General features: G+C 54.0%; 21 protein-coding genes and 5 pseudogenes. 19 read left to right on the top strand and 7 right to left on the bottom strand.

The window, feature by feature from the left end:
* From glnQ to AB4Z35_RS22120, 3 genes and pseudogenes are all read left to right on the top strand, one after another.
* Nucleotides 1–272: pseudogene (gene glnQ / locus AB4Z35_RS22130) on the top strand (glutamine ABC transporter ATP-binding protein GlnQ); the annotation flags it as partial.
* Between the two features lie 527 nt (nucleotides 273–799).
* Nucleotides 800–2,080 (top strand): serine--tRNA ligase, encoded by a 1,281-nt coding sequence (gene serS, locus AB4Z35_RS22125; RefSeq protein WP_442099428.1) that lies wholly within the window; start codon nucleotides 800–802, stop codon nucleotides 2,078–2,080.
* Between the two features lie 150 nt (nucleotides 2,081–2,230).
* Nucleotides 2,231–2,416: pseudogene (locus tag AB4Z35_RS22120) on the top strand (histone-like nucleoid-structuring protein, MvaT/MvaU family); the annotation flags it as partial.
* Between the two features lie 63 nt (nucleotides 2,417–2,479).
* Here AB4Z35_RS22120 and AB4Z35_RS22115 read toward each other — a convergent pair.
* Nucleotides 2,480–4,000: an amino acid racemase gene (locus AB4Z35_RS22115; RefSeq protein WP_442099426.1), complete on the bottom strand. Its 1,521-nt coding sequence runs from the start codon at nucleotides 3,998–4,000 to the stop codon at nucleotides 2,480–2,482.
* Between the two features lie 10 nt (nucleotides 4,001–4,010).
* The gene (locus tag AB4Z35_RS22110) at nucleotides 4,011–5,297 is read right to left on the bottom strand and encodes a dicarboxylate/amino acid:cation symporter (protein ID WP_442099425.1); all 1,287 of its coding nucleotides are present in this window, start codon (nucleotides 5,295–5,297) and stop codon (nucleotides 4,011–4,013) included.
* A 229-nt stretch (nucleotides 5,298–5,526) separates the two neighbouring features.
* On the opposite strand from AB4Z35_RS22110, the gene AB4Z35_RS22105 reads away from it, so the two are divergent.
* The 4 genes and pseudogenes from AB4Z35_RS22105 to AB4Z35_RS22090 form a co-directional block, all read left to right on the top strand.
* The gene (locus AB4Z35_RS22105; protein ID WP_223507570.1) at nucleotides 5,527–6,456 is read left to right on the top strand and encodes a LysR substrate-binding domain-containing protein; all 930 of its coding nucleotides are present in this window, start codon (nucleotides 5,527–5,529) and stop codon (nucleotides 6,454–6,456) included.
* A 166-nt stretch (nucleotides 6,457–6,622) separates the two neighbouring features.
* Nucleotides 6,623–7,499 (top strand): annotated as a pseudogene (locus AB4Z35_RS22100) (isocitrate lyase/PEP mutase family protein).
* A gap of 413 nt (nucleotides 7,500–7,912) precedes the next feature.
* A complete protein-coding gene (locus AB4Z35_RS22095; protein WP_442099424.1) occupies nucleotides 7,913–8,419 on the top strand; it encodes a cupin in 507 nt (168 codons plus the stop codon).
* A 114-nt stretch (nucleotides 8,420–8,533) separates the two neighbouring features.
* A pseudogene (locus tag AB4Z35_RS22090) lies at nucleotides 8,534–8,770 on the top strand (histone-like nucleoid-structuring protein, MvaT/MvaU family); the annotation flags it as partial.
* Nucleotides 8,771–8,918: 148 nt separating this feature from the next.
* On the opposite strand, the gene AB4Z35_RS22085 reads toward AB4Z35_RS22090, so the two are convergent.
* Entirely contained in the window at nucleotides 8,919–9,728 is an 810-nt protein-coding gene (locus AB4Z35_RS22085) for a helix-turn-helix domain-containing protein (protein ID WP_442099422.1), read from the bottom strand.
* Between the two features lie 184 nt (nucleotides 9,729–9,912).
* On the opposite strand from AB4Z35_RS22085, the gene AB4Z35_RS22080 reads away from it, so the two are divergent.
* Genes AB4Z35_RS22080 through AB4Z35_RS22070 form a run of 3 tightly spaced genes read left to right on the top strand, consistent with a single transcriptional unit; the run spans nucleotide 9,913 to nucleotide 13,144 of the window.
* On the top strand, nucleotides 9,913–11,403 hold the full coding sequence (locus AB4Z35_RS22080; RefSeq protein WP_442099420.1) for an alanine/glycine:cation symporter family protein: 1,491 nt from the start codon (nucleotides 9,913–9,915) through the stop codon (nucleotides 11,401–11,403).
* Nucleotides 11,400–12,134, top strand: coding sequence for an aspartate/glutamate racemase family protein (locus tag AB4Z35_RS22075; RefSeq protein ID WP_442099418.1), 735 nt, complete (start codon nucleotides 11,400–11,402; stop codon nucleotides 12,132–12,134). The genes AB4Z35_RS22080 and AB4Z35_RS22075 overlap by 4 nt, the downstream gene beginning before the upstream one ends.
* The gene (locus tag AB4Z35_RS22070; protein ID WP_442099416.1) at nucleotides 12,134–13,144 is read left to right on the top strand and encodes an asparaginase; all 1,011 of its coding nucleotides are present in this window, start codon (nucleotides 12,134–12,136) and stop codon (nucleotides 13,142–13,144) included. The genes AB4Z35_RS22075 and AB4Z35_RS22070 overlap by 1 nt, the downstream gene beginning before the upstream one ends.
* 275 nt (nucleotides 13,145–13,419) lie before the next feature.
* On the opposite strand, the gene AB4Z35_RS22065 is transcribed toward AB4Z35_RS22070, so the two are convergent.
* Nucleotides 13,420–13,629, bottom strand: a complete 210-nt coding sequence (locus tag AB4Z35_RS22065) for a hypothetical protein (RefSeq protein WP_442099414.1) — start codon at nucleotides 13,627–13,629, stop codon at nucleotides 13,420–13,422.
* A 137-nt stretch (nucleotides 13,630–13,766) separates the two neighbouring features.
* Nucleotides 13,767–14,618 (bottom strand): LysR substrate-binding domain-containing protein, encoded by an 852-nt coding sequence (locus AB4Z35_RS22060; RefSeq protein WP_442099412.1) that lies wholly within the window; start codon nucleotides 14,616–14,618, stop codon nucleotides 13,767–13,769.
* Between the two features lie 245 nt (nucleotides 14,619–14,863).
* Between AB4Z35_RS22060 and AB4Z35_RS22055 the strand changes: the two genes are divergently transcribed.
* The 9 genes and pseudogenes from AB4Z35_RS22055 (at nucleotide 14,864) to AB4Z35_RS22015 (ending at nucleotide 24,251) form a co-directional block, all read left to right on the top strand.
* A complete protein-coding gene (locus tag AB4Z35_RS22055) occupies nucleotides 14,864–15,706 on the top strand; it encodes a transporter substrate-binding domain-containing protein (RefSeq protein WP_442099410.1) in 843 nt (280 codons plus the stop codon).
* A gap of 61 nt (nucleotides 15,707–15,767) precedes the next feature.
* The gene (locus AB4Z35_RS22050; RefSeq protein WP_442099408.1) at nucleotides 15,768–15,926 is read left to right on the top strand and encodes a hypothetical protein; all 159 of its coding nucleotides are present in this window, start codon (nucleotides 15,768–15,770) and stop codon (nucleotides 15,924–15,926) included.
* Nucleotides 15,923–16,657 (top strand): amino acid ABC transporter permease, encoded by a 735-nt coding sequence (locus AB4Z35_RS22045; RefSeq protein ID WP_442099406.1) that lies wholly within the window; start codon nucleotides 15,923–15,925, stop codon nucleotides 16,655–16,657. The genes AB4Z35_RS22050 and AB4Z35_RS22045 overlap by 4 nt, the downstream gene beginning before the upstream one ends.
* Nucleotides 16,647–17,435, top strand: coding sequence for an amino acid ABC transporter permease (locus tag AB4Z35_RS22040; RefSeq protein WP_442099405.1), 789 nt, complete (start codon nucleotides 16,647–16,649; stop codon nucleotides 17,433–17,435). Before AB4Z35_RS22045 ends, AB4Z35_RS22040 begins: the two co-directional genes overlap by 11 nt.
* The gene (locus AB4Z35_RS22035; protein WP_442099403.1) at nucleotides 17,422–18,258 is read left to right on the top strand and encodes an amino acid ABC transporter ATP-binding protein; all 837 of its coding nucleotides are present in this window, start codon (nucleotides 17,422–17,424) and stop codon (nucleotides 18,256–18,258) included. Before AB4Z35_RS22040 ends, AB4Z35_RS22035 begins: the two co-directional genes overlap by 14 nt.
* 17 nt (nucleotides 18,259–18,275) lie before the next feature.
* Complete coding sequence (locus AB4Z35_RS22030; protein ID WP_442099401.1) at nucleotides 18,276–18,872, top strand: cysteine dioxygenase; 597 nt, start codon at nucleotides 18,276–18,278, stop codon at nucleotides 18,870–18,872.
* Nucleotides 18,869–19,117, top strand: a pseudogene (locus AB4Z35_RS22025) (glutathione S-transferase N-terminal domain-containing protein); the annotation flags it as partial. The gene AB4Z35_RS22030 and the pseudogene AB4Z35_RS22025, both read left to right, overlap by 4 nt.
* Before the next feature lie 97 nt (nucleotides 19,118–19,214).
* Nucleotides 19,215–21,986: a cystathionine beta-lyase gene (gene metC / locus AB4Z35_RS22020; RefSeq protein ID WP_442099400.1), complete on the top strand. Its 2,772-nt coding sequence runs from the start codon at nucleotides 19,215–19,217 to the stop codon at nucleotides 21,984–21,986.
* A 177-nt stretch (nucleotides 21,987–22,163) separates the two neighbouring features.
* Nucleotides 22,164–24,251 carry a DNA/RNA non-specific endonuclease gene (locus tag AB4Z35_RS22015; protein ID WP_442099399.1) on the top strand — a complete coding sequence of 696 codons (2,088 nt, stop codon included), beginning with the start codon at nucleotides 22,164–22,166 and terminating at the stop codon, nucleotides 24,249–24,251.
* Nucleotides 24,252–24,274: 23 nt separating this feature from the next.
* On the opposite strand, the gene AB4Z35_RS22010 is transcribed toward AB4Z35_RS22015, so the two are convergent.
* Together AB4Z35_RS22010 and AB4Z35_RS22005 are read right to left on the bottom strand one after the other, a co-directional pair.
* Nucleotides 24,275–24,766: an Lrp/AsnC family transcriptional regulator gene (locus AB4Z35_RS22010; protein WP_442099397.1), complete on the bottom strand. Its 492-nt coding sequence runs from the start codon at nucleotides 24,764–24,766 to the stop codon at nucleotides 24,275–24,277.
* Nucleotides 24,767–24,857: 91 nt separating this feature from the next.
* A complete protein-coding gene (locus AB4Z35_RS22005; protein WP_442099396.1) occupies nucleotides 24,858–26,243 on the bottom strand; it encodes an aspartate aminotransferase family protein in 1,386 nt (461 codons plus the stop codon).
* Nucleotides 26,244–26,247: the final 4 nt, after the last annotated feature.

Here is a 26,247-nt window from a genome sequence, read left to right as displayed (position 1 = left end):
GCATGAAGCCGAAAATCATGCTGTTCGACGAACCGACGTCGGCACTCGACCCGGAGATGGTGAAAGAGGTACTGGACACCATGATCGGCCTGGCCGAAGACGGCATGACCATGCTCTGCGTGACCCACGAAATGGGCTTTGCCCGCACCGTGGCCAATCGGGTGATCTTCATGGACAAGGGTGAAATCGTCGAGCAGGCCGCGCCGAACGACTTCTTCGATAATCCGCAGAATTCGCGTACACGCTTGTTCTTGAGTCAAATCATTCACTGAGTCGACTGCCTTATTGGATTTCGACTTTGATAGTTTTTGTCAGGGCTCGTGATGAAAGATCCGTCTCTCCGGTCGGGCAGGTCTTCTGGTTTGGTCACCTTCGGTCACGTGTTCTGCGCTTGGTTTCCTGAGTCATCGGGAAACCCTTTTTTATTTGGTTCGAGTTTGACAGTAGTGGAGATAAAAGATGGCACACTATTACGTAAGCAAATTGTCGAAAGCTAATGGTGATTACGAGGTTCATACGAATATATGTATTCTACTTCTCCGGTCAGAGGAGAGACTGGCTCTCGGATATCATGAGACCAGTCGCGAGGCTGTTGAGTATGCAATACTGAATTTTCGTCAAGCGACTGGTTGTAGCAAGTGTTGTTTAAATTTTCCTTAATTTATATTTGCATTAAATAAGTTTGACGTCATTTACTTTGACTGTTGCTGGTATTACGTATTGACTATGCCTCCTGTCAGCTGGACTCGCTTATTCATGACTGGATTGCAAAGCTACCCTCACACTGCGAGAAGCCGATATGCTCAATCCCAAACTGTTACGCAGCCAAACTCATGAAGTGGCGGATCTTCTGGCCTCTCGTGGCTTCAGCCTGGATGTTGCGCGCATCGAATCACTGGAAGAGCGCCGAAAAGCGGTGCAGAACCGCACCGAGCAATTGCAGGCAGAGCGTAATGCTCGCTCAAAATCTATTGGACAGGCGAAGGCTAACGGGGAAGACATTGCGCCCTTAATGGATGCCGTTGCGCGCATGGCCAACGAACTTGAGTCTGGCAAAAATGAACTACACAGCATTCAGGCAGAACTGGACGATATCGTTCTGGCCGTTCCCAATTTACCGGACGCCAGCGTACCAATCGGCTCCGATGAGGACGACAACGTAGAGGTGCGGCGCTGGGGCTCTCCGCGTGTGTTCGATTTCGAGATCAAAGACCATGTAGCGTTGGGTGAAATCTGCGGAGGTCTGGACTTTGAGGCCGCAGCTAAGCTGTCCGGCGCCCGCTTTTCCGTTTTGCATGGCCCGATTGCGCGCCTGCACCGCGCACTGGCGCAATTCATGATCAACTTGCACACCTCACAACATGATTACGAGGAAACCTACATCCCCTACATGGTTCATGCGTCTGCTCTTCAGGGCACCGGCCAACTGCCGAAGTTTGAGGAAGACCTGTTCAAGATCACCCGTGAAGGTCAGGCTGACTTCTATCTTATCCCTACCTCTGAAGTCCCATTGACCAATCTGGCGGCTGGGCAGATTCTCGATGCAAAACGATTGCCCCTCAAATTTGTCGCCCACGGCCCATGCTTTCGCAGTGAGGCAGGTGCTTCTGGCCGTGACACTCGTGGCATGATCCGACAGCATCAGTTCGACAAGGTCGAGATGGTTCAGGTGGTTGAGCCGACGAAGTCCATGGAGGCTTTGGAAGAGATGACAGCTTGTGCCGAGCGTGTGTTGCAGGCGCTCGAATTGCCATACCGTGTTTTGGTTCTTTGCACCGGCGACATGGGTTTTAGCGCCGTCAAAACCTTCGACCTAGAAGTATGGGTACCGAGCCAGGACAAATACCGCGAGATCAGCTCCTGTTCCAACTGCGGTGACTTCCAGGCCCGTCGCATACAAGCGCGCTGGCGCAACCCAGAAACCGGCAAGCCGGAGCTGGTGCATACCCTCAACGGTTCTGGGCTGGCAGTGGGGCGCACCTTGGTCGCGGTACTGGAAAACTACCAGGATGCCGACGGATCCATCCGTGTGCCGGAGGTGCTCAAACCCTACATGGGCGGTGTCGATATCATTCGTTAAAGACTGTATAGAGCTCTGGGGCTAGGACAGTGGTTCAGGCAGCAGAACGTCTTTGTATGGAGATTCGAAAGGTAAACCGCGCCTATATACATCCATCCGCGCAGGCTGACATCGATGGAATTGAGGGCATGCGGCCACTGTTGCTGAAGCCAAGCGGGCCGTCGCGCTCCAACCGTCGACTCCAAAGCCGGCACTCGTAAGCCACGCCAAGTGAAGGTCTACAAAAACCCTTACACCAGCGAAATCGTCGAAACAAAAGGCGGCAACCACAAGACTCTGAAGGAGTGGAAAGCTGAGCACGGCTCCGCGACCGTTGAGTCCTGGCTGAACAAGTGATTTAGGTTTGAGTACAAAAAAAGGCCCGAGATGGGCCTTTTTACTGTTTGGCGGACGTTGATTCTAGAGTTGGTTTTCCGTAGTCGATAAGCCAACTGGTTGACTAGGCTTCACCGTATTTTCTCGGGCAAGCTCAATGCACTTCAATGCCAGAATGGTTGTCGGGTCGACCAATGCAACCTCATGATTTTTGATCATGTAGGATTCACTATGCTGGAGCACCAGGGGTAGCTCTGTGCACCCCAGGATGAGCACATCTGCACCCAGTTCACATAGGTGTTCAGCAGCGGTCAGTAACTGATCTTTGCAGATGCCGTCTGTGAAACCCGCCTTGATTCCGTGGTCTCCGTAAATCGACTCCATCACCAATGCTTGGTAGTCCGTGCCAGGGATGATGATTTGAAGTCCTGCCCGCCGGGCTGCCTCGTGATACACCTGACTTTTTATCGTGCCGGAGGTCGCAAGCAGTCCAACGGTTTTGCCAGCGCCATACCGCTGCACGATTGTCTCTACCGTCTCAGTCAGCATGTTCACAATAGGCACGCGCAGGTGTGCCTGGATCCGCTCAACAAATGCATGAGCTGTATTGCACGGAATCGCTATGGCATTGGCTCCAGCGCTTTCTAGTCGCTTACACGTTGCGTACATCGCCATCGTTGGATCAGTTTTGTCATTCAGCAAGTTGGCTGTGCGATCAGGAATCTGGGGGTTTTGTTCTACCACCATTTTGATGTGCTCTTGATCGCGACCTGCTGGTGTATGCGTCACGACCTTATCCATGAAGTCTACCGTTGCCGCTGGCCCAACTCCGCCTACGATCCCAAGCTTGAATGGCGGGCGGGTTGACTGCCCTTTTTCCAACGTAGCAAAAGTTGCATAAATCTCGTTGATATCCAGGACAGTCAAGCCACGTCTTTGAAGATCACTGCAGACCAATGAGAGCTCCGTCATGCCAGGCAGGATGATTGTGGCACCCTGATCCTGAAGCGAGAGGCAGGCCTGATACACGCACTCCAGTGGTACTCCTCCAAGGTGTCCATCTTTGATGCCGTTAACCCCATACATGGCGCCCATCAAGCCAGACTGCACGTTTTCGTGGGGATAAACCAGCTTGAAATCCGAGCCGAAATGGCGCTCAAACAACCCGGAGTGCCGGACATAGTCAGACGCGATGATGCCCAACGTAGTACCAGGTTCGGCGATATGATCGATGTGCTTGCGCAAAGCCGTCATCATATCCAAGACAGGTATGCCTATCTCTTCCTGGATCTCCTCTCGAAAGGTGTGGCTAGCGAAACAAGGCAGTAAGACTGCGTTGACTTCGCTGGCCTCGAACGTCTGGCAAACCTGGAATACATAGAACTTTCTGGAGGTCATGTTGGCGCCCCGATCCAGCGGCATCAGGACGTCCTTGAAGGGGTGTTGCTCAAACAGAAAGTGGTAGCGGCCCTGATCTTCCAAAACCGCTTGGGACTTCACCAACTTGTAGAAAAGGTCACCGCCGGCCAGTGATCCAAGTCCACCGACGATACCTAGTTTGCGAGCAATCGATGACTTGCTGGACGGCTTCGATTTACCTTTCATGTTTAGGTTCTCACACGGTGGCTGCAGTATGAATTGGGAGTGGAGACTGAGTACCGGGCGCATCTTCAGCTTCTTCATGTGGTTCTGATTTAGCAACCACAGCCGTTGCGATGCTATTGCCAACCACGTTGGTGGCAGTCCTGGCCATATCGAGGAATTGGTCAATTCCAAGGATCAATAAGATGCCGGCTTCGGGTAGGTTGAACATGGGTAACGTAGCCGCCACTACAACCACCGATGCTCGGGCCACACCCGCCATTCCCTTGCTGGTGATCATCAGCGTCAGCAAGATGAGCAGTTGCTGTGTGAAGCTCAAGTCAACGTTGTAGGCCTGTGCAATGAACATGATCGCGAACGCTTGATACATCATTGAACCATCAAGGTTGAATGAGTACCCCAACGGTAGAACGAAGCTGGATACGCGCTTCGGCGCACCAAATTTCTCCAGTGCCTCCATGGTTTTCGGATATGCGGACTCGCTACTGGCAGTGGAAAATGCCAAAAGAACAGGTCCGCGGATGAGCTTGCCCAAGGTAAACACTGAGCGCCCCAAGAACAGGTAGCCGGCAGCGAACAACACGCACCACAGAATCACAATGCCCAAGTAGAACTCGGCAATCAGCTTTCCGTAATCGATTATCAAGCCAAGACCTTGAGTGGTGATCGCCGATGCGATGGCTGCGAAAACGCCGATTGGCGCGAAGGCCATAACGAAGTCCGTGACCTTGAACATCACCTTGGCCAGCTCTTCGATGCCATCGACAATCGTTGTGTAACCGGCTCGCTTCACACCCGCCAAGGCAAACCCGAAGAACAACGAGAACACCACGATTTGCAGGATTTCGTTGTTGGCCATTGCTTCAGCAATGCTGCGGGGAAACACGTGACTGATGAAAACCTTGAGGCTGAAATCCCCGGTGTTCACCACGGGGCTCGCCGCGTGCTGGACGACCTCAATGTTCAGTCCTTTGCCGGGTTGGAACAGGTTCACCAGGCCCATGCCGATTGCCAGCGATATCACCGAAGCGGTTACGAACCAGGTCATGGCTCGCAGGCCTATGCGCCCAACAGAGCGGGAGTTTCCCATGCTGGCAATGCCGCCTACCAAGGTGGCGAACACCAGAGGCGCGATGATCATCTTGATCATGCGTAAAAATATGTCGGTGACCATCGAGAAGTAAGACGCGATCTCTTTGGCGCTTTGTTCGCTCCCTGAGAGGTGGTGGCACGCCCAACCGATAAGCACGCCTAAGGCGATGCCAATTGCGATCCGACGCGGAAGTTTATTTTTCTTCACGGAGCTTTCCTCAAGTGGTTTTTTTGCTTTTTTTACTTGGCAGGAGACAAGTGTCATTCGGTCGAAGCTCTGTGGCCTCGCACCAACGTTTTCGATTCTAGGGTCGGGCTTGGAAGGGGGTGATGAGTAATCCCAATAGCCTCATGCGCATTTGGAATAGTTTTAGAAACTGCTGCTTTTTCCTGACTAGGGCGCAGTAAACTGCTCATTCGGGACATGAGGTGTCGGTATGCAAATCAAATGGCTGGATGATCTTCTGGCGGTCGCGGAGTGGAAGAATTTTTCTCGTGCTGCGGAGGTTCGCTGTGTGACCCAGTCGGCTTTGTCGAGGCGTATAAAGTCACTTGAAGAATGGGTAGGTGCGGAGTTGGTGGATCGTGGCACCTATCCTGTCCAACTGACCTCTGCTGGCCGCACATTTTGTGAAGAAAGTCGCGAGGCATTGGCGGGGTTAATGAGGCTGCGCTCAAGCCTTCGCGAGGTAGAGCGAATGCCTGGGCGATCCATCCAGGTAACTGCCGGCCACAGTCTGTCGATGACATTCCTGCCGAAATGGCTGAAGCAATTTCAGCAGCACAATGAGCAATTCAATGCGCGGGTTGTTGCCGCCAACATCCACGACGCGGTCATATCTCTGGAGGAGGGTAGTTGTGATCTGATGATTGTCTATCATCACCCCTTGGCGCCCATTCTTCTCGATTCGGAAAAGTTCGGGAGTTTGACCTTGGGCCATGACGCGTTTATTCCTGTGTGCGCACCTAACAGCGATGGGAATCCGCTGTATCCCTTACCGGGTACCTCCAGCAAAACAGTTCCTCACCTCGCTTATACAGCTACGACTTTTCTAGGTCGTGTTGCCGACATCGTCATAAAGAATGGCCCGACTGCATGCATGTTGGAGCGGTGCTACGAGGCGGATATGACGATGCTACTGATGCGAATGGCAGTTGAGGGTTATGGGGTGGCATGGTTGCCACAAAGCGCTGTCATAGACGAGCTTCAGCGAGGACAGTTGGTAAAAGCGGGTGGTGATGAATGGAGCACGCGACTGGAGATACGCTCCTACTGCTCCATCACGAATGAGAACCCTACTATGCGCAACTTATGGAAAACCCTCGAAGGAGCTTCCCGCGATCTCCACGGCAAAACAGCCAGTTGATCGAAGCTCCAAAGCTCGAAAAGCATCCCTCAAGTATGGGTAATGACATCTGTGCATCGGGTCATTCTGAATCGTCATCACCCCCTATTTTTTGCATGATAGTCTCGTCGCACTTTTGAGTTGGCACTGATTGTTCACACGATGACGGCCACAGTGAGGAGCGATCATGCCCCGAGTTTCCCACCATGCATTACGCCATTCGTTTCGCGAGCTGCTGGTATCCAGTAACTGTTTTCAGACCGCTTCAGTGTTTGATCCGATGTCAGCACGCATAGCCGCCGATCTCGGATTTGAAGTGGGTATTCTGGGGGGATCAGTTGCATCTCTGCAGGTTCTGGCTGCACCAGACTTCGCACTCATTACCCTGTCTGAATTTGTCGAGCAAGCGGCCAGAATAGGCCGTGTGGCCCAGTTGCCTGTCATCTGTCATCGCTGATGCCGATCACGGTTACGGAAATGCACTCAACGTCATGCGAACTGTCCAGGAGTTGGAGCGCGCAGGAATAGCGGCGCTCACGATTGAAGACACCCTCCTTCCGGCTCAATTCGGGTGTAAATCAACAGACCTCATCAGCACTGAAGAGGGTGTAGGCAAAGTGCGTGCGGCACTGGAAGCACGCATTGATCCAGAGCTCTCGATTATTGCTCGAACCAACGCATCAGCTTTACCGGTGCATGAGGTCATTCACCGAACGCACGCTTATCAACGGGCCGGCGCGGATGGCATTTGTATTGTTGGCGTACAGGATTTTGCGCACCTCGAACAGATAGCGGAGCACATCACGATTCCACTGATGTTGGTCACTTACGGAAATCCAAGACTCAACGACAACGAACGGCTAGCCAAGCTAGGTGTACGAATCATTGTTGCAGGTCATGGTGCTTATTTCGCCTCCATTAAAGCGACCTATGACTGCCTTCGTGAACAACGCCAGCTCACGCGCAGCACATCAAACTTAAGCGCTACCGAGCTGGCCCTTACCTACACGTTGCCGGAAACATATTTGAATTGGGCCAGGGACTTCATGGATGTTCAGGAGTGATGAAAATCTCCTGATCAGCTCCCGTTGCTCTGCCTACAGGTTTCCTCCTGCTTGAATCCGCAAGCATGATTTGCGTGCCGAGAAGGGCACTCGCACTCATGCGGTTTGGTCACCCTCGGTTGCGTATTCAGCAGTTTGCTTCCGGAGCGATCTGGAAGCTTTTTTTCTTCTCAACAAAGCGCTCGGAGCCCTAAGTATCTTCGCCTTGCTCCTTGGCTCTGAGCATGKGGGACAAAGTATTTTTCGAACCGAAAAAACGAATGAGCGCTTCTAGCCAGTAGCTGTCTGTCTTAAAGAGTAGCCATCGATTGTGGATTCACTGATGGGTGCAACCGATTGGTTTTAGCTGTCAGCGAGCGTTGTTACGCTCCGGAGATCTTCCAATGTTCGGGTCACAATCTGGGGCAGTTTCTATGCAAATCCTGATGCTTGAACACAATGGCTGGGTTCCCAATAACCCACACCTACCTGTACTCATATACCTCAAAGCGATTGCAAGTCGGCGCATCGACTTGGCTTCACAGTCCGAGGGAACCTTCAGTGCTAATGGCTGGCCACCGCAATGGCGTGACGGGGTATACGGTTATCACCATTATCATACTGAAGGGCACGAGGTGCTTGGCATCGCCAGTGGCCACGCCCGCATGATGCTAGGCTGCCCTGATGGCTTTGTGGTTGAAGTCAGGGCAGGTGATGCGTTGCTACTACCTGCCGGCACAGGTCACTGCAACTTGGACTCCAGCGACGATTTTCTGGTGGTCGGCGCTTACCCGCCAGGACAGCGCGAAGACATATGTCGTGAGGCAACAAGCAAGCCGCAACTGGTGAACATCAACGTGCTGCCGTTTCCAGATCAAGACCCATTGCAAGGCGTGCATGGCGCCGTATGTAAGTATTGGGTCGGCCGCCACATACAGTAAAACCGTACGCATTGAGGCCAGGTAGAGCAGGGCTGATAACGCAGCCATTGGCTGCCATTAGTGGGAGTGTTTTGTAGGTTAATCGGACAACACTCAATGCTTAACCGCTTTTAGGTTGCCGAGTATGGCTACAGCCTGCCGAACGTGATCAACCTGCTTGATCCGAAGTCTGGTCGTCGCTCTCCAGCCGCCCAATCCCAATCGAGCACGCGCAAGCCTCGCCAGGTGAAGATCTACAAGAACCCCCATACTGGCGAAGTCGTAGAGACCAAAGGAGGCAACCACAAGACTTTGAAAGAGTGGAAAGCAGAGCACGGCTCAGCGACCGTTGAATCCTGGCTCACCAAGTGATTTAGGTTTGAGTACAAAGAGCCCTTTGAGGGTAATGCCGATCAGTTAAGCCCTTTCGCTTGACCTTTGGCCGCAAGAAATCAAAATCCGATGCCTGTACTGGCATCGGATTTTTTTATGCGTCTCGTTCGGGCACGGGATCAAGATATTAGGTCATTTTAAATAGCCCATTGACGATTTCGGTTTTTGAAAGCCGCTCGCGTAGATCGGCATCAAGAGCTGGATCGTCAGGATGATAAAGGCGGACATGTCGGTATGCTTCAATTCTATTAATTTCTTTTCCTAAATAGTCCCATACAACCCGAGTGCAAGCTGGAGTGCGTTGATCTCCTGATGAAACGCCAATCTTTAAGCCGTTAAGTCTATTTATACGGCTTTTATAGCTAGGGACTAATATTGTTTGAGATATTTCGTTAGACGTAAGGGACTCGTAATCCACGAAAAAAAAACGCCCTTTCAAACAGTATGCAGCGCCCTGGTAGGAGTATCGGTCACCCTCGTCGACTTTCAAGCTGAAACTCTGAATTCGTTCATTGCGACTATAGATGTAACTTCCATCTAGCTCTCTAAGATAAACTAGAGAGCAAAGGATATAACCAGGTGCAGACATTGAGTGATAATACTCGTGGTAATAACCTATATAATCGCTTATTTCATCTGATGAGTGTTTTTGTAGGCGCTCAAATATTTCTTGCGCAGCTGTTTTTGTTTTTGAAATGCTCCTTGTCTTGCCCCCTGCGATTATGTCGCTAAATTTTTCCGTAGATAAATTTATTTCAAGTTCTTCAACGCCAAAGAAGTCACAAATTCGTTTCAGGTTATAGGGGGATGGAGTGCTTTGYCCATTTAAGTATTTATTGAACTGCGCTCGATTTATATTCAGGCGGCGGCAAACATCAGCAATTGAAGTGTAGTGTTTGCACAGCAACTGCAAGTTTTCTGGTAAGGAGTCACTCATTATGCCGCTCTCCAGGGTGGCGCTATTTGGCGCTAGTCTCGCATCATGTAGCGCCATTTTCAAGCAGGCAGAGAAATTGTATTCAGCATGCCCTTTGGTCAACATTCTAGTCGAAAGCCGGAAGCATAACGCGCTCCAGCTCCACTTGGGTTCTCTACCAAAAATAATTCGCGAGGACACTCCGATGCTTGAATTAATCAACAACTTTCTATCAGGAAAAATACTCATATTGCTCGTCGTTGGGCTTGGAGGTTATTTTACGATCCGCTCGCGGTTCGTCCAAGTGCGTCACTTCTTACATATGTTCGCCGTATTCAAAGGTAGTCTCGGCAGTACCGCTGGACACCTCACCTCATTTCAAGCACTGATGCTAAGTCTTGCCGGTCGAGTCGGGGCGGGAAATATTGCGGGAGTGGGCGTGGCGATTACTCTCGGTGGCCCTGGTGCGGTTTTTTGGATGTGGGTGGCCGCCTTTATCGGAATGTCCAGTAGCTTCTTTGAATGTACACTGGCTCAGCTTTATAAACGTCGCGATTCCGAAGGTATGTATCGTGGTGGGCCATCCTATTACATACAGTATGGCTTGGGTAAACGATGGCTCGGTATGATCATGGCCGTTTTTATCTTGGTGACATTTAGTTTCGGATTCAATGCCGTACAATCTCATGCAGTTACGCACTCGCTAAACAATGCTTTTGGTCTGAGCGTTGACTACACTGGGTTTGTTTTAGCTATCCTGCTTGGAGCGGTGTTTGTTGGTGGTATCAAGCGTATTGCGCGGGTCGCTGATCTCCTTGTTCCTATAAAAACGTTGAGTTATGTAGCAATCACGATATACGTGATAGTTGTCCAGTTTGATCACGTACCTCTGATGTTGTTAACCATTGTAAAAAGCGCTTTCGGCTTGGATCAAACCTTCGCTGGGATGATAGGCACCGCAATAGTCATGGGTGTAAAACGAGGCGTTTTTGCAAACGAAGCTGGTCTAGGCAGTGCGCCTAATGTCGCCGCTGTAGCGCAGGTGAAACACCCAGTTGCTCAGGGCGTTGTCCAAGCATTCAGCGTGTTCTTGGATACATTCGTTATCTGCACTTGCACTGCGTTGCTCATTCTCCTTTCGAGAATTTATGCTCCAGGATTTGAGGGGGATGGGCTGGTACTTGCTCAAAATTCTCTCGCGGCTGTGGTAGGTGATTGGGGACGCATGTTCATCAGCGTTGCTCTGGCTCTCTTCGTTTTTACTTCGATTCTTTATAATTACTATCTCGGCGAAAATAGCCTGCGCTATCTACTGGGTGAGAATAAGAAAGCTATAGTTGTATTTCGCGGGTTTGTTCTTATGCTGATTTTTTGGGGCGGAGTGGAGAATCTAAGTACGGTATTCGCTTTTGCAGATATAACCATGACATTAGCCGCCTTGGTCAATCTCACTGCAATGGTATTACTGTTCAAGGTTTGTCTGCGTGTGCTCGATGATTACGACAGCCAGCGATCGAAGGGTATTGCCGTACCGGTATTTGATTCGAGCAAATTTGATGATCTCGATCTGGATTTGAAGGCTTGGCCCAGCGACACGGGATCGTCACTAAACTCAACGGTTGCGGCTAGTCATGCAAAGGATAAAGCCAACACTTTGGCAATGGCAATGGCAATGGCAATGGATAAGACGAAATGACGATAACTAATAGAAGCTACGTGGAAAAACCTAAGCTCGGCATTATTACAGGTTCAGGCCCGGAGGCGGGAATGGATATGTGGGCTAAGTTACTCCAGGAAAATCGGCGTCGTATGGGGTCTGCATTTAGGGGCGACTTGGACGCTATTCCGGTCGTCATTGTTTCTGATCCAGAGCTTGGCTTGTCCATGGAGTTGGAGTTGACTGAGAGCCAGGTGTGGTCTGCGTTACGTGATGATATTTATCAGTTGGACGGGCGGGTATGTGCCTTCAGTATTGCATGCAATACTCTGAATTTATTTGCCGATAGAATTGAAGGTTTGGATTTGCAAAGCAAATTCATATCCTTCAATGACGTACTACATGGGTATTTTCAGCGGGCAGGGATTAGTAATGCTTGCCTGTTAGGTTCTCGCCCAGTGGCCGAGCTAGGATCATGGTCACCCTATAGAACATTGGCAGATGTTATCGACCTTGAGTCAGTGCCAGATTCCCAAGAATTACACCAGTTGATTTATGATATTAAATCGCTTGGGTCTCACGACGAAAGTCTTCGGCCACGATTCAAAGAGTTGTTAGCTCGCATTCAAGCCGATACAGTGATTTTGGCCTGCACTGAACTGCCACTCATCGCGGATGTTTCGACTAATAAGCATTTATTAGACGTAACTCAGCTTGTAGTTGAAGCGATGCTGGATCACTCTGGTATAGAAGAAGTTGAGTGCGCGTGATGAAGGTGAAGGCCCTAAAGAAGAAAAGACGCATAATGATATTGTACACTGGCGGTACAATAGGCATGAAAGCCACCGATAGAGGATTGGCACCCGCCAGTGGGTTCGAAGAGGTGTTGCTTGAGCATTTTGGTCTTGATGCGGATAAGTCGGAAGCAGAGTTTGGTTTTTGTGAGTTAGAGCCTGTAATCGACAGCTCTAGCATGACGCCGCTCTATTGGCAGTATATTCGTGACGCGATTGTCCAAGCGGTTTCGGAAGGTAAAAATGATGCTGTGCTGGTATTGCACGGTACCGATACACTGGCCTATAGCGCAGCAGCATTAGCTTTTCAATTGATCGGTCTACATGCCCCTGTTGTCTTTACGGGGTCAATGCTTCCTGTCGGAGTAGAAGGAAGCGATGCGTGGGAAAATATTGATGGAGCGATTAAATTATTAGTGGAGGGTATGCGTTCAGGAGTCTGGTTGTATTTCCATGGTGAGATTTTCTCATCAGTTCACTGTACTAAATTTCGGAGTGCTGGTCGAAATCCGTTTTTTGCTCCTGCAAAACTTGAAGGTTGTGCTTCAATTGATTCATATTTTTTGAGTGAGGTATTAAAATATACCAGTGGGAAAGCTTTGGCTTCGGTTGTCGTATTGCCAATGTATCCTGGTATCAGCRCTGAAATCATACATGCGTTTGTGCAGTTGAACGTACAAGGATTGATTTTGGAGTGCTACGGTAGTGGTACTGGGCCCAGCGATGATCATGAGTTTGTTAATGCGTTGCGGCATGCGAACAAATGCGGAGTGGTGATGGTTGCTGTAACACAATGTTTTGAAGGGGGCGTTGAGCTAGAGAGTTATGTCGCTGGGAGCGCTTTAAATGACGCTGGTGTAATTTCTGGGGCGGGTATGACGCGAGAGGCCGCATTTGGAAAGCTTCATATGCTTTTAGGTTCGAATCTGCCAGTTCCGGAAGTTCAAAGACTGTTTCAGACAGATCTTTGCGGTGAGTTACGCTGATTAGTTTCACTTAACTTCATCTTTACGATCTCGGCTCAACAGCGAGTCGAGGTCGTCTTTTTCCACATTATTGCGCAGTTTTCGCACCTAAGGACAACCATCACCCATTAGCCTCCTATATCAAGTCCGGTTTTAAAGTGGACCCTACGAAATTTTGACCAAGAAGCTGCCTCGCTAGTCAAAGTGATGACTAACAAGCCCCAGCAGGGCTATTGACCTGATCGGTCGACTGGAGATTAGAAGGCTCGCATCATCCTCGGTGAGGGGTGACCAGATCACTCCGGCGTCATTAGCACCGCAAGCGTCATATTGATGAACTCCTCGTTCTTGCTGATTGTGTCCAAAGCACCACGAACATTACCAGCAACATCCGCTGATCTGCGCTGCTCGGCCCAAAGCGTAAGCTCCATGATCGCAGCTTCGAGAGCCAGTTGGTTTTCATTGATCTTGAACAGTAGGGAAGGGAGCAGATCTGCGTTCGACATTGTGATTCCTCCGTGAAGGTGGTCAGCGTAGCACCGTGTGCACCGAGGACAGATGGTGTAAACCAATCGGATAGGTAGCGTATTTAAGATGCGGCAGGATTTCATCTGCACCGGAGGGGGGAGCGACTCATCGGCATTTAATGCCCGCGACTGCTGCGAATTAACTCATAAGCCCGACGCACCAGAGGATTAATAGTATTGGGCCGAATCCAAAGGTGGTAGGTGACGTCCGGCAGACGGGGCAAACCATCGCTTTCACCCAGCACTCGCATATCCGGGCCTAACATTTCCATGCTTCTGGCAGTGACGCCAAGACCTGCGCGGGTCGCCGCCTTGATACCAATCAGGTTCGACGCCAGATAAGCCTGGCGCCAAGGAATGTTGGCGCGTTCGAGAGCCTCAAGAGCATATCGCCGATAGATACTGGGTTCATCCACCAGGATCAACGGCAAGGGCTCGCCGGGGTTGTGAAGGTACTGCGCAGAGCAAATCCACCATACCGGTGAGGTGCGCAAGGCAAAACCTTCCAGATTGGGGTCTTCGCGAGTGGAAATCACCATATCGACCTTGCCACGGTGCAGGTCGTCCATGAGAAACGGGCTTCGGCCGACGTCGATTTCCAGGCGCAAACGTGGCGCCGAACGCGCGATGTGGCTGAGAATCGGTGGCAGGATGGTGTCGGCGATGTCATGGGGAGAGCCAATGCGCAGCACGCCGCTCAAGCTGCTTTCGCGCAAGGAGTTCAGCGCGTCATCGTTGAGCGAAAGCATCTGCCGGGCATGGCGTAGCAACTGCTGCCCGGCTTCCGTGAGCTGCTTTTGCCGCCCGCGTTTTTCGAACAGGCTGACCCCGACCTGTTGCTCCAGGCGTTGCATGTGCTGAGTGACCGACGATTGTGTGCGGGCCAGTTGCACACCGGCCTCGGCAAAGCTGTGCTGATCGACTACGGTAATGAAGGTGCGCAGTAGTTCGAGATCGAGGGTCGACATGGCGGCTGTTTTTTACATTAAGGGTTCGAACATAAACATTACATATCTTTATGTGTTCGGAGAAATTTATTTTTCTGGAAGCTCGAAGAGGCCAATAAACGTAGGCTTATAAGCGTTTATCTAAAAAGTGACAGCACCTGAGTTATAACGATATTAGATATTTGTATTTCCGTTACCTCGGCGCTGTACGCAGGATGCCCACTCATCAGATCGGGGTTTTGCCGATCATTAATGAGGGGAAATCCATGTTGTTCGAGCGCGCGCCTGTAAAACGTTTATTGCCCATGATGTTGGGTGCCTTGATCTCACTAGCCGCCAGCACTGCTGCCCAGGCTGACGCGACGCTGGATAAGATCGAGCAGCGTCATGTGGTTGTGGTTGGCGTGCTGCTGTCGGGTGGCCCCTTTGGCGGGATCGATCCTGCCACACAGAAGCCGCGTGGTCTGAATGTAGAGCTCGCTCAAGAACTGGGTCGGCAGTTGGGTGCTGAGGTGCAACTGGTGCCGGTATTGCCGGCCAACCGCGTGCAGTTTCTGCAGCAGGGTAAGGTCGATTTGCTGATCGCCAATATGGAATGGACGGCAGAGCGCGGCGAGATTCTCGGCTTTGTGCCGACACCGTTTTACCGGGTTGGCGGTACCGCCGCGGTACTCAAGGATAGCAAGATCACCCGCTGGGAAGACCTGAAGGGGCAACCGGTGTGCACCTCTCAAGGCAGCAGCTACGTCAAGCCGCTCACCGAGTTGGGCGCTGAGTTGAAGGCATTCAAAAGTTCGTCCGAGTCTTTGTTAGCACTGCGTGGCAACAACTGCGTTGCGGCAGTACATGACGCCACACTGATCAATCCGTTAATCGCCGACAACACCGAATGGCAAGGCTATCGCGCCATCAGTCCGGAACTTAACCCGGCGCCGTCGGTGATCTGGACGCGTCGTGGTGAAAGTGACATCCAGGCCAAGCTCGACCCGATCGTCAAGGAACTGCACCGCAGCGGCTGGTTGATCGAAGCCCAGACCCGCAATCACATCACCCCCGCGTCACCTGCGCTGGTGGAGCTGCAAAAGCAGTTCCAGGCCAACGGCGCCTGATTCACCTCGTCGTATTCAATACGCCGCCGCATCGCGCGACGGCTATTCAAGGTAGTCGCGCATGAACCGTCATTTTTCCACTAAAAACCTGACCTCACTGTGCCTGGCCAGCGTTGTTGCATTGTCGTCCTGGTTTCGCCTGTCCACCGCGATCGATAGCGTCGCTGAATCCGGACGTCGCATTGCCCGGGCCTGCACGCAATTGCGGGGAGAAGCATGAGTCATTGGTTGGAGCTTTTCGTCCACTGGGCTGCCGGGTTCGGTCTGAACTACAACTTCCTGCTGGACACCTATCAACGCGGCAGCGTGGTGCAGGGTGCGTTGACCACGATGTGGTTGTGCCTGTGCACCATTCTCGGCAGTTTGCTCGCCGGGCTCGGACTGGCGGCGATGCTGACGTCGGGCAATCCCTGGTTGGCGAAACCGGCACGTGTGTTCATCGAAGTCACCCGCAACACGCCGACCCTGGTGCAGCTGTATTGCGCGTTCCTCGTATTGAACATGTTGCTCACTCAAGCCGTTGGTGCAGCAAACCCACTGACGCCGTTCGCCTGGGTGGTGATCGTGATCTCGTTGCACAAGGGCGCTTTCCATGCCGAGGCCCTGCGCGCCGGCATCGAGGCTGTACCGGCGGTGACGCTGGAGGCGGCCAGTTCGTTGGCATTCAGCAGCCGTCAGTTGCTATGGAACGTGCAACTGCCGCTGGCCCTGCGGTTCGCTTTGCCTTCGCTGATCAACAACCTGATCGACCTGGTGAAGATGACCGCCGTCGCCTCGGCGATTGCCGTCGCAGACATCACCTACGCGTCGATCATGATCTGGACGCAGAGCGATAACGTTCTGGAAATGATGATTTTGATCCTGAGCTTTTTCGGTCTGCTGAGTTTTATTGTCAATTGCGTGGGGCGCTACCTTGAAGCGCACCTGAGGATGCCTGGTTATGGCCATTGAATCGTCCGTCACCGTACCGGTGGCCTGGCCGCGTCGGCATGTCGGCAAACTTCTGCTGTTGGTCTGCATCGTGCTCTGGTTGGTGTGGTTCGCCCCGCAAAGTCCGGTGTTAAAGGCGTTGCTGCAATGGTCGCCGGCACTGGTCGCAGGCTTTGGTCAGAACATTCTAATCAGCCTGGTCGCGATCGCATTGGGCTCGCTGCTGGGGTTGCTGGTTGGGGCGCTGGGGTTGTCGCCGCTGCGTCTTCTGAGTTTGCCGGCGCGGATCTGGGTGCAGATCTTCCGCAATGCACCCTGGCTGGTGCTGATCTATTTCACTACCTACGTGTTCCCGTTCGAGATCCACATCGGTAGCGCTCACGTGTCGTTTCCGGACTGGGTCAAAGTGACGATCGGCCTGGCCTTGCCGGCGAGCGCCAACGTTGCGGAAATCTTCCGTGGCGCCATCGCTTCGATCCCCGGCACTCAATGGGAGGCCGCACGCTCGCTGGCTTTTACCCGGGGGCAAATATTCCGATCGATCATTCTGCCGCAGTGCTTCAAGCGCATGTTGCCACCGTGGATGAACCTGTATGCGGTGATCACCATGGGCACTGCGCTGGCCTCTCTGGTGGGCGTGCATGATGTGATCGACACCGCACAGATTGCCAGCAACACCGTGAACATGACCGGTTTCACTGTGGTGATCTACCTGAGCTTGCTGGTGCTGTTCTTTGCTTATTGCTACCCGATTTCCCGTCTCACCCAACGCCTGGAGCGACGTTATGCCTTCTATTGAAACCGTCGCTGAGCCGCTGGTGAGCCTGCGCGATCTGCACCTGTCGTTTGGCAGTAACCTGGTGCTCCACGGCATCGACCTCGACGTGCATCGGGGGCAGGCGGTGTCGATCATCGGCCCGTCGGGCTCTGGCAAGTCGACCATCCTGCGTTGCATCACCGGACTGTTGCAGCCCCAGCGCGGCAGTATCCGTGTCGGCACGACCGAAGTTCACAAATTGGCCCAGGAAGCCCAGCGCATCGAATTGCGCAAGCGCGTGGGGTTTGTCTTTCAGCAGTACAACCTGTTTCCGCACCTGTCGGTATTGGAGAACCTGGTCATTGCACCGCGCAAGGTGTTGGGGCGCAGCCGGGTCGATGCCGAAAAAGAGGCACGTGCCTTGCTGGCCAAAGTGCGCATGGAGCACAAGGCCGATGCCTATCCGGGACAACTGTCCGGGGGCCAGCAACAACGTGTGGCAATTGCCCGGGCGCTGGCGATGCGACCGGAACTGATTCTGTTCGATGAAGTGACGTCCGCCCTTGACCCGGAAACCGTCGGCGAGGTGCTGACGGTGATTCGCGAGTTGACCGAAGAGGGGATGACTTGCGTGCTGGTCACCCACGAGATGCGTTTCGCCGAAGAGATCAGCGACATCGTCTATTTCACCGAAAACGGCGTGATCGTTGAGCACGGCAGCGCCGCACAGATTTTTCAACGCCCGACCAGCGAGCGCACCCGGGAGTTCCTGCGCCATGCATTGGGTGATCCGGGGCGCCGTCCTGTTGTCGCCAACGACCCTTATCTGCTGACCAACCTGGGTCGCTACAGCCTGTCCGTCTAAAACCGAGGAGCCTGTTTATGAGTACCGAAAACCGTGCCGTCGTTATCGAAGATTTCCTGAAGAAAATCCGAGTCATTAACCAAAACGGCGTTGACCGCGCCGCACTGGTGGAAATTGTTTCCCTGCTCGAAGCCTTGGCCGAACGCCGTGATCTATTCAATTTCGACGAGTTTCCCGCACCGGTGCCGGGGCAGGGCAGTTCTGCCTTTCGTTACCGTCTGAATGACGACGGAGACACACCGACGCTGTACCTGAACTCACTGTTGCCGGGCAAAAGTACGATCCCGCACAACCACGAAACCTGGGCGATTATCAGTGCCGTCGAAGGCCAGGAGATCAACTACGTTTACAGCCGTGATGACGAAGGTCGCGAGCCTGGTTTCACCACCTTGCACCTGGAAAAGGAAGTGATCGTGCAACCCGGCACGTCGATCTCGTTCCTCGGTGAAGACTTGCACGGCATTCGCGTCGAGGGTGAGCAGGCGACCTTGCATTTCCATCTCTATGGTCTGCCGCTGGAGTCCCTCAATGGTCGCTATGGCGTTGAGGCCGACGGACGCATTCTCAATTACAACGCCTCGCAAATGGCGCCGTCGATCAAGGCTTACGCATGATCGATCTTTACTACTGGCCCACCGGCAATGGGTTGAAGATCGGCATTCTGCTGGAAGAGCTTGAGCTGGATTACCGCATGGTGCCGATCAACATCCGCGACGGCGAACAGACGCCGGCGGCGTTCCAGCGGATCAGCGCCAATGGGCGAATTCCGGCGATTGTCGACCATGCGCCAGAGGGGTTGAGCGAACCGCTGAGCCTGTTCGAATCCGGCGCCATTCTCAATTATCTAGCTAACAAGGCGCGTCTAGCCATTCAACGTGCGTATGCGAAGGGCCGCGAACTGGCGGCCAATGAGCGCTCTCTGGCGCTTCAATAATTTTCTTTCGAGCAGAACACCCATGAACCAGACCGTAACCCCAGAGCAATTGCAGCAGTGGCTGTTCGACGGGCAGGAAATCGCCCTGTTTGATGTGCGCGAGCATGGCCAGTATGGCGAAGCCCATCTGTTTTTCGGGATCAACCTGCCCTACAGCCGACTGGAGCTGGAGGTGCTGCGTCTTGCACCGAATCCCCAAGTGCGGCTGGTGATCTATGACCAGAACGGCGGTGATGTCGCTTCGCGTTCTGCCCAGCGCCTGCATGCGTTGGGGTATGGCAACGTGCACGTTCTGGAGGGCGGTGCGGATGGTTGGCAGGCCGCCGGTTATCAACTGTTCGCCGGCGTGCATGTCCCGTCCAAGGCTTTTGGCGAGTTGGTGGAAGAGGCCAGTCATACACCGCATGTCACCGCGCAACAATTGGCCGATTTGCAATCTCGTGGCGAGCCACTGGTCGTACTCGACGGCCGGCCGTTCGATGAATACCGCAAGATGACCATTCCCGGTTCAGTGTGTTGCCCGAACGGCGAGCTGGGCTATCGAATCCATGACCTGGTGCCAGACAACAGCACGCCAATCGTGATCAATTGCGCTGGTCGAACCCGTAGCATTATCGGTGCGCAGACACTGATCAACCTGGGTTTGAAGAATCCGGTCTACGCGTTGGAAAACGGAACCCAAGGCTGGTACCTGGAAGACTTTCAACTGGAGCATGGCAGCAGCCGTCGTTTTGCCGATGCGGTGTCGGTTGCACCACTAACGGCGCAACGTCTGGCGGCTACACAACTGGCGGAGCGGGCCGGTGTGAAAACGGTAACGGCTGCAAAGGTCGTGCAGTGGGCCACAGACGCCGGGCGCAGTCTGTTTTTGTGCGACGTGCGCACCGCCGAAGAGTTTGCCGCCGGCAGTTTACCTGGTGCTCAACACACGCCAGGTGGTCAGTTAGTTCAATCGACTGATCTGTATATCGGCGTGCGTCAGGCGCGGCTGGTGCTGATCGACAGCGATGGCGTGCGGGCGCCTGTCGTCGCGAGTTGGCTGCGCCAATTGGGGCATGAGGCGTATGTACTGGAAGGTGGTATGAGCAGTGGCCTGGCGTTACCCGCGGGTAAAGTCTTCGCTCATGAAAAGTTGTCAACGATCACTGCACGGGCACTGTCTGATGCGTTGAAAGATAACGCCGTCGCGCTGATCGACGTTCGTCCGAGCATGACCTATCGCAAAGGGCACATTGTCGGCGCGAGTTGGTCGATCCGCTCGTTGCTGGCGTCACACGTCGCGGGCGAACAGCGACCGCTGGTGTTACTGGCCGATGATCCGCGACTGGCTGCGCTCGCCGCACAGGAATTACCTCACGCCCAGCGTGCGCAGGTGCAGCTGCTTGACGGTGGGCTCGAGGCCTGGCGTGCAGCGGGTTTCGCCGTGCAGGAAAACCCGGACACGCCATCCAATGATCGATGCATCGATTTTCTGTTTTTTACCCATGACCGCCACTCCGGTAACAAAGACGCGGCGCGTCAGTATCTGGCTTGGGAAATTGGTTTGCTGGCGCAGATGAGCGACGACGAAATCGCCAGTTTCAAGCCATTACAACCTCCCGCTCGTTCGGATTCGCAGGTGCGTACGCGCCTTGTGCATTCGGCGCGGGCTCAGGGTGCCGGCGGCCGCGCAGTCAATGTGCCGGTCACTCGCTTAAGCACCGTGCTGTTCGACAATCTGGCGCAAATGCGAGACGCCCGAGCTCGCCGTGATAGCGAGCGTGTGCTGAGTTATGGAGCACGCGGAAATCCAACGGCGTTTGCCCTCGAAGACCTGGTCACCGAGCTGGAGGGGGGGTATCGCACTCGCTTGTTCGGTACCGGGTTGGCAGCGGTCGCGCAGACGTTTCTCGCTTACCTGCGACCCGGCGATCATGTGCTGATCACCGACGCGGTATACGCACCTGTGCGGCGTCTGGCACGAGAGTTTCTTCAGCCCTTCGGTATTCAGGTCAATTATTTCGCCCCGGACGGCCGTGACTTGCAGGCTCAATTGCAAGCCAACACCAAAATGGTCTACACCGAAGTGCCAGGCTCTTTGTTGTATGAACTGTGCGACTTGCCGGCCATCGCCGCCTTGTGCAAACCGCGAGGGATTTTGCTGGCCGTCGACAACACCTGGGGCTCCGGTTACCTGTACCGACCGCTGACACTTGGTGCGGACATCTCGATCATGGCGCTGACCAAGTACCTGAGCGGCCACAGTGATGTGGTCATGGGCAGTGTCTGCACCTGTGAAGCAGCCTGGCAGCCCATGATGAATATGAGCGATGCCTTTGGCGCGACCGTCAGCCCCGACGACGCTTATCTGGTATTGCGAGGCGCCCGAACGCTGGCGCCACGCCTGGAGGTGCATGAGCGCCAGGCCTTGGAAGTCGCTCTTTGGTTGCAAGCGCAACCGCAGGTGAAACGGGTGTTCCATCCGGCCTTGACCGATCATCCTGGCCACGTCTTGTGGCAGCGAGATTTCACCGGCAGCAACGGCTTGCTGTCCTTTGAATTGAGCGAGGCGGACGACGAGTATGTCGAGCGCTTTATTGATGCACTGCAGCTATTCGGTTTGGGTGCTTCTTGGGGTGGTTTTGAAAGTCTGATCACCTTGGCCGATACCCAACACCGTAACAGCGCGGCTGATCGCACAATGAATCCTGTGTTGCGGTTGCATATCGGCCTGGAAGATGTCGCGGCGTTGATCGAAGATTTGCAGCGCGGGTTTAAGGCTTTGCATGATCAATCCGCTGATCAGCCTCAATGATGGATCTTCGGCTGGCCATATCTGTGTATGGGCAAGAGGCTCAAACCTGGATTTTGCCCTGTTCTTCCTTTCGCGAAGTACTCATCAACACTGCTCATGGCCTGACACTTCCTCGTCTACCCTTTGACTGCTAGCGCGTCGCTAGACTCGCGTCCGGGAAGATAAAGGAGAGATTGAATGGGCATCGTTCGTCAGCACCAACTGGATTTGAGCGCACAACGAGCCGCCATGGCGGCGAGCGGCGGCAACCAACCACTGAGCACTACACCAACGGTTGAGGCTCACGATTTACCGCTCAAGCTGTTAGTGAGGCGAGCCTTTCTATCTGCCGGAGGTGCTCGGCCAACCCCAGTCGAGCAAGAGCGGATCATGGGGACGAACGATCTGGTCGACGAATTTTTTTTTGATCGGGCCCTGCTGGCGGGCATGCCGGTTTGTCGCATTCTGATTCGTGGGCAAGATGGACGATCTCTGGGTTCAGGAACAGGGTTCATGGTGTCGCCCCGGCTGCTACTCACTAATGAGCATGTTTTGCGCAGCGCTGAAGAGGCTGCGCCCTCATTGGCAGAGTTTAACTATCGTATGAACGTGGCCGGCGATCCTGAACCAACCTACCGATTTCATTTGCGGCCTGACCTGTATTTTTTTAACAACGTCGAGTTTGACTTTGCCTTGGTTGCAGTGGAACCCAAGTCAGTCGATGGAGCTACACCATTATCGCGTTTCGGCTACCACCGGTTGATGCCAACCAGCGGTAAGGCGGTGAAAGGCGAATGGCTCACGATTGTCCAGCATCCTGGTGGTGCGCCTCGGCAATGGGCCATTCGGGAAAATGAATGTATGGAAGACAGTCTGGCGGACGTGCTTTTGTACCGAAGTGATACGGCCCCCGGTTCCAGTGGTGCGGCGGTTCTGAACGATAGTTTTCAGGTGGTGGCGTTGCACCATTCAGGCGTGCCGAAGAAAGACGCCTCAGGCCGCCCGATGCTACGTGACGGCTCTTCGGTCGACAGCCTTGATGGTATTGAAGATTCGCTGGTGGATTGGGCCGCCAACGAAGGCATACGTGTCAGTAGTATTTGCGCTCACATTGATCAGGCGGCACCAGAAAACCAGGGCTATCTGGCAGAGTTGGTGGCCTCGCGGGAAGGGGGCGATATCCTTTCCACCGCGTTTCACGCCTCTCGTCGAAGCGAGGAGGTTACTCTGCAACCTGCTTCAGTTGCGCCTGCGTCGGCTTCAACACCTGTTTATGCGTCCGTTACCGGGGGAGGGCGTTTGGAACTGGGGACATTGGTGCTTGAACTGGGTGAGCCATTTGCCGGTCTCGCAGCAAGATTGGGGCTGGGGACGCAGCGAAATCTGGCCGGCAATGTTGCTGCAGACATGACAGATGTGAGCGTCGCGACGGAGACTTACAAAGAGCCGATTATCGATATTGATTACTCGACCAGAACTGGCTTCGATTTGAATTTTCTCGGTCTCGACACCCCCCTCCCTGAGGTCAATGACCCGTCGTTGATCGCCCCAACCAAGAGTGGCGATTCAATCATTCCTTACGAGCACTTCAGTGTCGTTTTGCACCGGAAAAGAAAGCTGGCCATCTTCACGGCCTCGAATGTTGATGGCCGCACGCAAGTTATACAACCGCAACCGGGGCATGACTACACACGGGCCGGACTTACAGGTCTGCTCAAAAAAGGAGAAATGGAAAAGTGGGTTCTTGACCCGCGCGTTGACGAGTGTTTTCAGATTCCGGATCGGTTTTACACCAAGGACAATGGGGCCTTTGATAAGGGGCACATTGTTCGTCGAGAAGATGTCTGCTGGGGAAAAACTTTTGAGCAAATTCAGCGGGCCAATGGTGATACCTACCACGTAACCAACTGCTCCCCTCAGCGTGGAAATTTCAACCAGACCGGCAAGAGTGGTATTTGGGGACAGCTAGAGAACTTTATTGGGTCGCAAGCGGATTCTGAGCGCTACTGCATTTTTGCAGGGCCGGTTTTGTCCGACGACGATGAAGTGTTTTCTGGAACCGAGCGAGTTCAGATCCCATCTCGCTTCTGGAAGGTTGTTTGCGCCGTGAAGGATGGCAAGCTTCAGGTTTTTGCCTTCGTTCTGGAACAGGATCTTTCAACTCTCCCCAAGGAGTTCGTCATCACGCCGGTGTGGAAAGCCAGGCAAAAGTCTCTGGCTCAGATCGAGAAGCTAATCGGTCTGGTGAGCTTTGCGCAGCTCTATCACGACGCGGATCAGATTTGAGTTTGATGGGCCAAAACTTGGCGTTAGTCAGAGGTCGGTAGAGGGGCCAGTGCCTGCGACGGCAGCGCCCCGCCGGTCTTGATGGTCTTGGTGACGATGTAGGTGAAGTAGCGTTCGATGCCCAGGCCTTCAAGCAGCAACTGGTCGATAAAGCGCTGGTACTGATCGATGTCCGGCGCGCGAATCATTGCGATGTAATCCACGCCGCCTCCGGTTGCGTAGCAGAACTCCACTTCGGCGGCATCGCTCATGCGCTGTTCGAAGCGGCGCATGCCGTGTGCCGTGTGTTGGGACAGAGTGATTTCCACCAACAGCTGCTGGCTCTTGAACACCAGGTTCCAGTCGATCACCGCGCGATAGCCCTTCACCAGGCCGGCGCTTTCCAATTTGCGCACGCGCTCCCACGTGGGCGTTACGGACAAGTTGATCGCCTCGGCCAGGTTCGACTTGGTGATACGCCCATCCTCGGAAAGGAGATGCAGGATTTTCAGGTCATAGCGGTCGAGCTTGTGCATCGTCAAAGAACTCTGTTACGGACGGGGGGAGTATCAGGGTATCAACTTAACCTGTGGCGAGAGAGCAAGCTCCCTCGCCACAACGATAGCGTTAACCCAATACTTCTGCGGCCACCTGGTCAATCGCTCCCTTGGTGATATCGACAATCAAGTCCGCCTCGGCCTCGGTCAGGATCAGTGGCGGGGCGAAGCCGAGGATGTCGCCATGGGGCATCGCCCGGGCGATCATGCCGCGCTCAAGGCAGGCTGCCGAGACTTTCGGACCGACCTTCAAGGCCGTATCGAATGGTGTGCGCTGTTCACGATCGGCCATGAACTCGACGGCGGCGAGCATGCCGTCGCCACGTACTTCACCCACCAACGGATGGCCTTCGAGGGTTTCGCGCAGCCGGCGGTTGAGGTAACCGCCAACCTTTTCGGCGTTGGCCGTGAGGTTTTCCCGCTCCAGGATATCGAGGTTGGCCAAGGCCGCCGCCGCGCAGATCGGATGCCCGGAATAAGTCCAGCCATGGCCCATGGCGCCTTGGGACTCGGAAGCTTTATCGATCACATCCCAGACTTTTTCGCCGACGATCACTGCTGACAGCGGCGCATAAGCACTGGTCAGGCCCTTGGCCGTGGTGATCAGGTCCGGACGCATGCCATAACGCTGGCTGCCCATCTTCGATCCCAGGCGACCGAAGGCGCAGACCACTTCGTCGGCGATCAGCAACACGTCGTACTTGTTCAGCACCGCCTGAATCGCTGCCCAGTAACCGGCAGGAGGGACCACGATGCCGCCGGTGCCCATGACCGGTTCGCCAATGAATGCGGCGACGGTATCGGGGCCTTCGGCGAGGATCATTTTCTCCAGTTCGTCGGCGCAATAACGTACGAACGCGGCTTGATCCATGCCGGTCGGCGCCTTGCGATACCAGTGTGGGCACACTGTATGCCTGATGCCTTCGGCCGGCAGGTCGAAATGCTGATGGAAGCTCGGCAGACCAGTCAGGCTGCCGGTCATGATCCCCGAACCGTGATAGCCACGGTCGCGGGAGATGATTTTTTTCTTCTGCGGGCGACCCAATACGTTGTTGTAGTAGCGCACCAGTTTGATCTGGGTTTCGTTGGCGTCGGAACCGGAGAGGCCGTAATAGACCTTCTTCATGCCTTCAGGCGCCCAGTCGATGATGCGGCTCGAAAGCTCGATGATCGCTTCGGTCGAGTGCCCCATGTAGGTGTGGTAATAGGCCAGCTCCTTGGCTTGCTTGTAGATCGCGTCGGCAACTTCGGTGCGGCCATAGCCGATGTTCACGCAGTACAGGCCGGCGAAGGCGTCGATGAGTTCACGGCCTTCGTGGTCGCGGATGCGGATACCCGAGCCGCCTTGGATGATGCGTCCTTTGAGCGCGCCGCTGGCGTGGTCATGGGCGTGAGTCGAAGGGTGCATGAAGTGCGCACGGTCTTGTTCGAACAGCGAGTCGAGTTCTTGGTTCATGGCA

The sequence above is a fragment of the Pseudomonas sp. KB_15 genome (assembly GCF_052114525.1).
Lineage (GTDB): Bacteria > Pseudomonadota > Gammaproteobacteria > Pseudomonadales > Pseudomonadaceae > Aquipseudomonas.
Note: the sequence above shows the minus strand (reverse complement) of the source record. Positions and strands in the feature narration are given on the sequence as shown.

What these genes read in the sequence shown, in the direction of transcription:
- AB4Z35_RS22015 (WP_442099399.1), top strand. Translation starts at nt 22,164, where the DNA reads ATGGGCATCGTTCGTCAGCACCAACTGGATTTGAGCGCACAACGAGCC.
- AB4Z35_RS22075 (WP_442099418.1), top strand. Translation starts at nt 11,400, where the DNA reads ATGACGATAACTAATAGAAGCTACGTGGAAAAACCTAAGCTCGGCATT.
- serS (WP_442099428.1), top strand. Translation starts at nt 800, where the DNA reads ATGCTCAATCCCAAACTGTTACGCAGCCAAACTCATGAAGTGGCGGAT.
- AB4Z35_RS22115 (WP_442099426.1), bottom strand. Translation starts at nt 4,000, where the DNA reads ATGAAAGGTAAATCGAAGCCGTCCAGCAAGTCATCGATTGCTCGCAAA.
- AB4Z35_RS22045 (WP_442099406.1), top strand. Translation starts at nt 15,923, where the DNA reads ATGAGTCATTGGTTGGAGCTTTTCGTCCACTGGGCTGCCGGGTTCGGT.
- AB4Z35_RS22050 (WP_442099408.1), top strand. Translation starts at nt 15,768, where the DNA reads ATGAACCGTCATTTTTCCACTAAAAACCTGACCTCACTGTGCCTGGCC.
- AB4Z35_RS22065 (WP_442099414.1), bottom strand. Translation starts at nt 13,629, where the DNA reads ATGTCGAACGCAGATCTGCTCCCTTCCCTACTGTTCAAGATCAATGAA.
- AB4Z35_RS22095 (WP_442099424.1), top strand. Translation starts at nt 7,913, where the DNA reads ATGCAAATCCTGATGCTTGAACACAATGGCTGGGTTCCCAATAACCCA.
- AB4Z35_RS22060 (WP_442099412.1), bottom strand. Translation starts at nt 14,618, where the DNA reads ATGTCGACCCTCGATCTCGAACTACTGCGCACCTTCATTACCGTAGTC.
- AB4Z35_RS22035 (WP_442099403.1), top strand. Translation starts at nt 17,422, where the DNA reads ATGCCTTCTATTGAAACCGTCGCTGAGCCGCTGGTGAGCCTGCGCGAT.
- AB4Z35_RS22040 (WP_442099405.1), top strand. Translation starts at nt 16,647, where the DNA reads ATGGCCATTGAATCGTCCGTCACCGTACCGGTGGCCTGGCCGCGTCGG.
- AB4Z35_RS22105 (WP_223507570.1), top strand. Translation starts at nt 5,527, where the DNA reads ATGCAAATCAAATGGCTGGATGATCTTCTGGCGGTCGCGGAGTGGAAG.
- AB4Z35_RS22030 (WP_442099401.1), top strand. Translation starts at nt 18,276, where the DNA reads ATGAGTACCGAAAACCGTGCCGTCGTTATCGAAGATTTCCTGAAGAAA.
- AB4Z35_RS22055 (WP_442099410.1), top strand. Translation starts at nt 14,864, where the DNA reads ATGTTGTTCGAGCGCGCGCCTGTAAAACGTTTATTGCCCATGATGTTG.
- AB4Z35_RS22005 (WP_442099396.1), bottom strand. Translation starts at nt 26,243, where the DNA reads ATGAACCAAGAACTCGACTCGCTGTTCGAACAAGACCGTGCGCACTTC.
- metC (WP_442099400.1), top strand. Translation starts at nt 19,215, where the DNA reads ATGAACCAGACCGTAACCCCAGAGCAATTGCAGCAGTGGCTGTTCGAC.
- AB4Z35_RS22010 (WP_442099397.1), bottom strand. Translation starts at nt 24,766, where the DNA reads ATGCACAAGCTCGACCGCTATGACCTGAAAATCCTGCATCTCCTTTCC.
- AB4Z35_RS22080 (WP_442099420.1), top strand. Translation starts at nt 9,913, where the DNA reads ATGCTTGAATTAATCAACAACTTTCTATCAGGAAAAATACTCATATTG.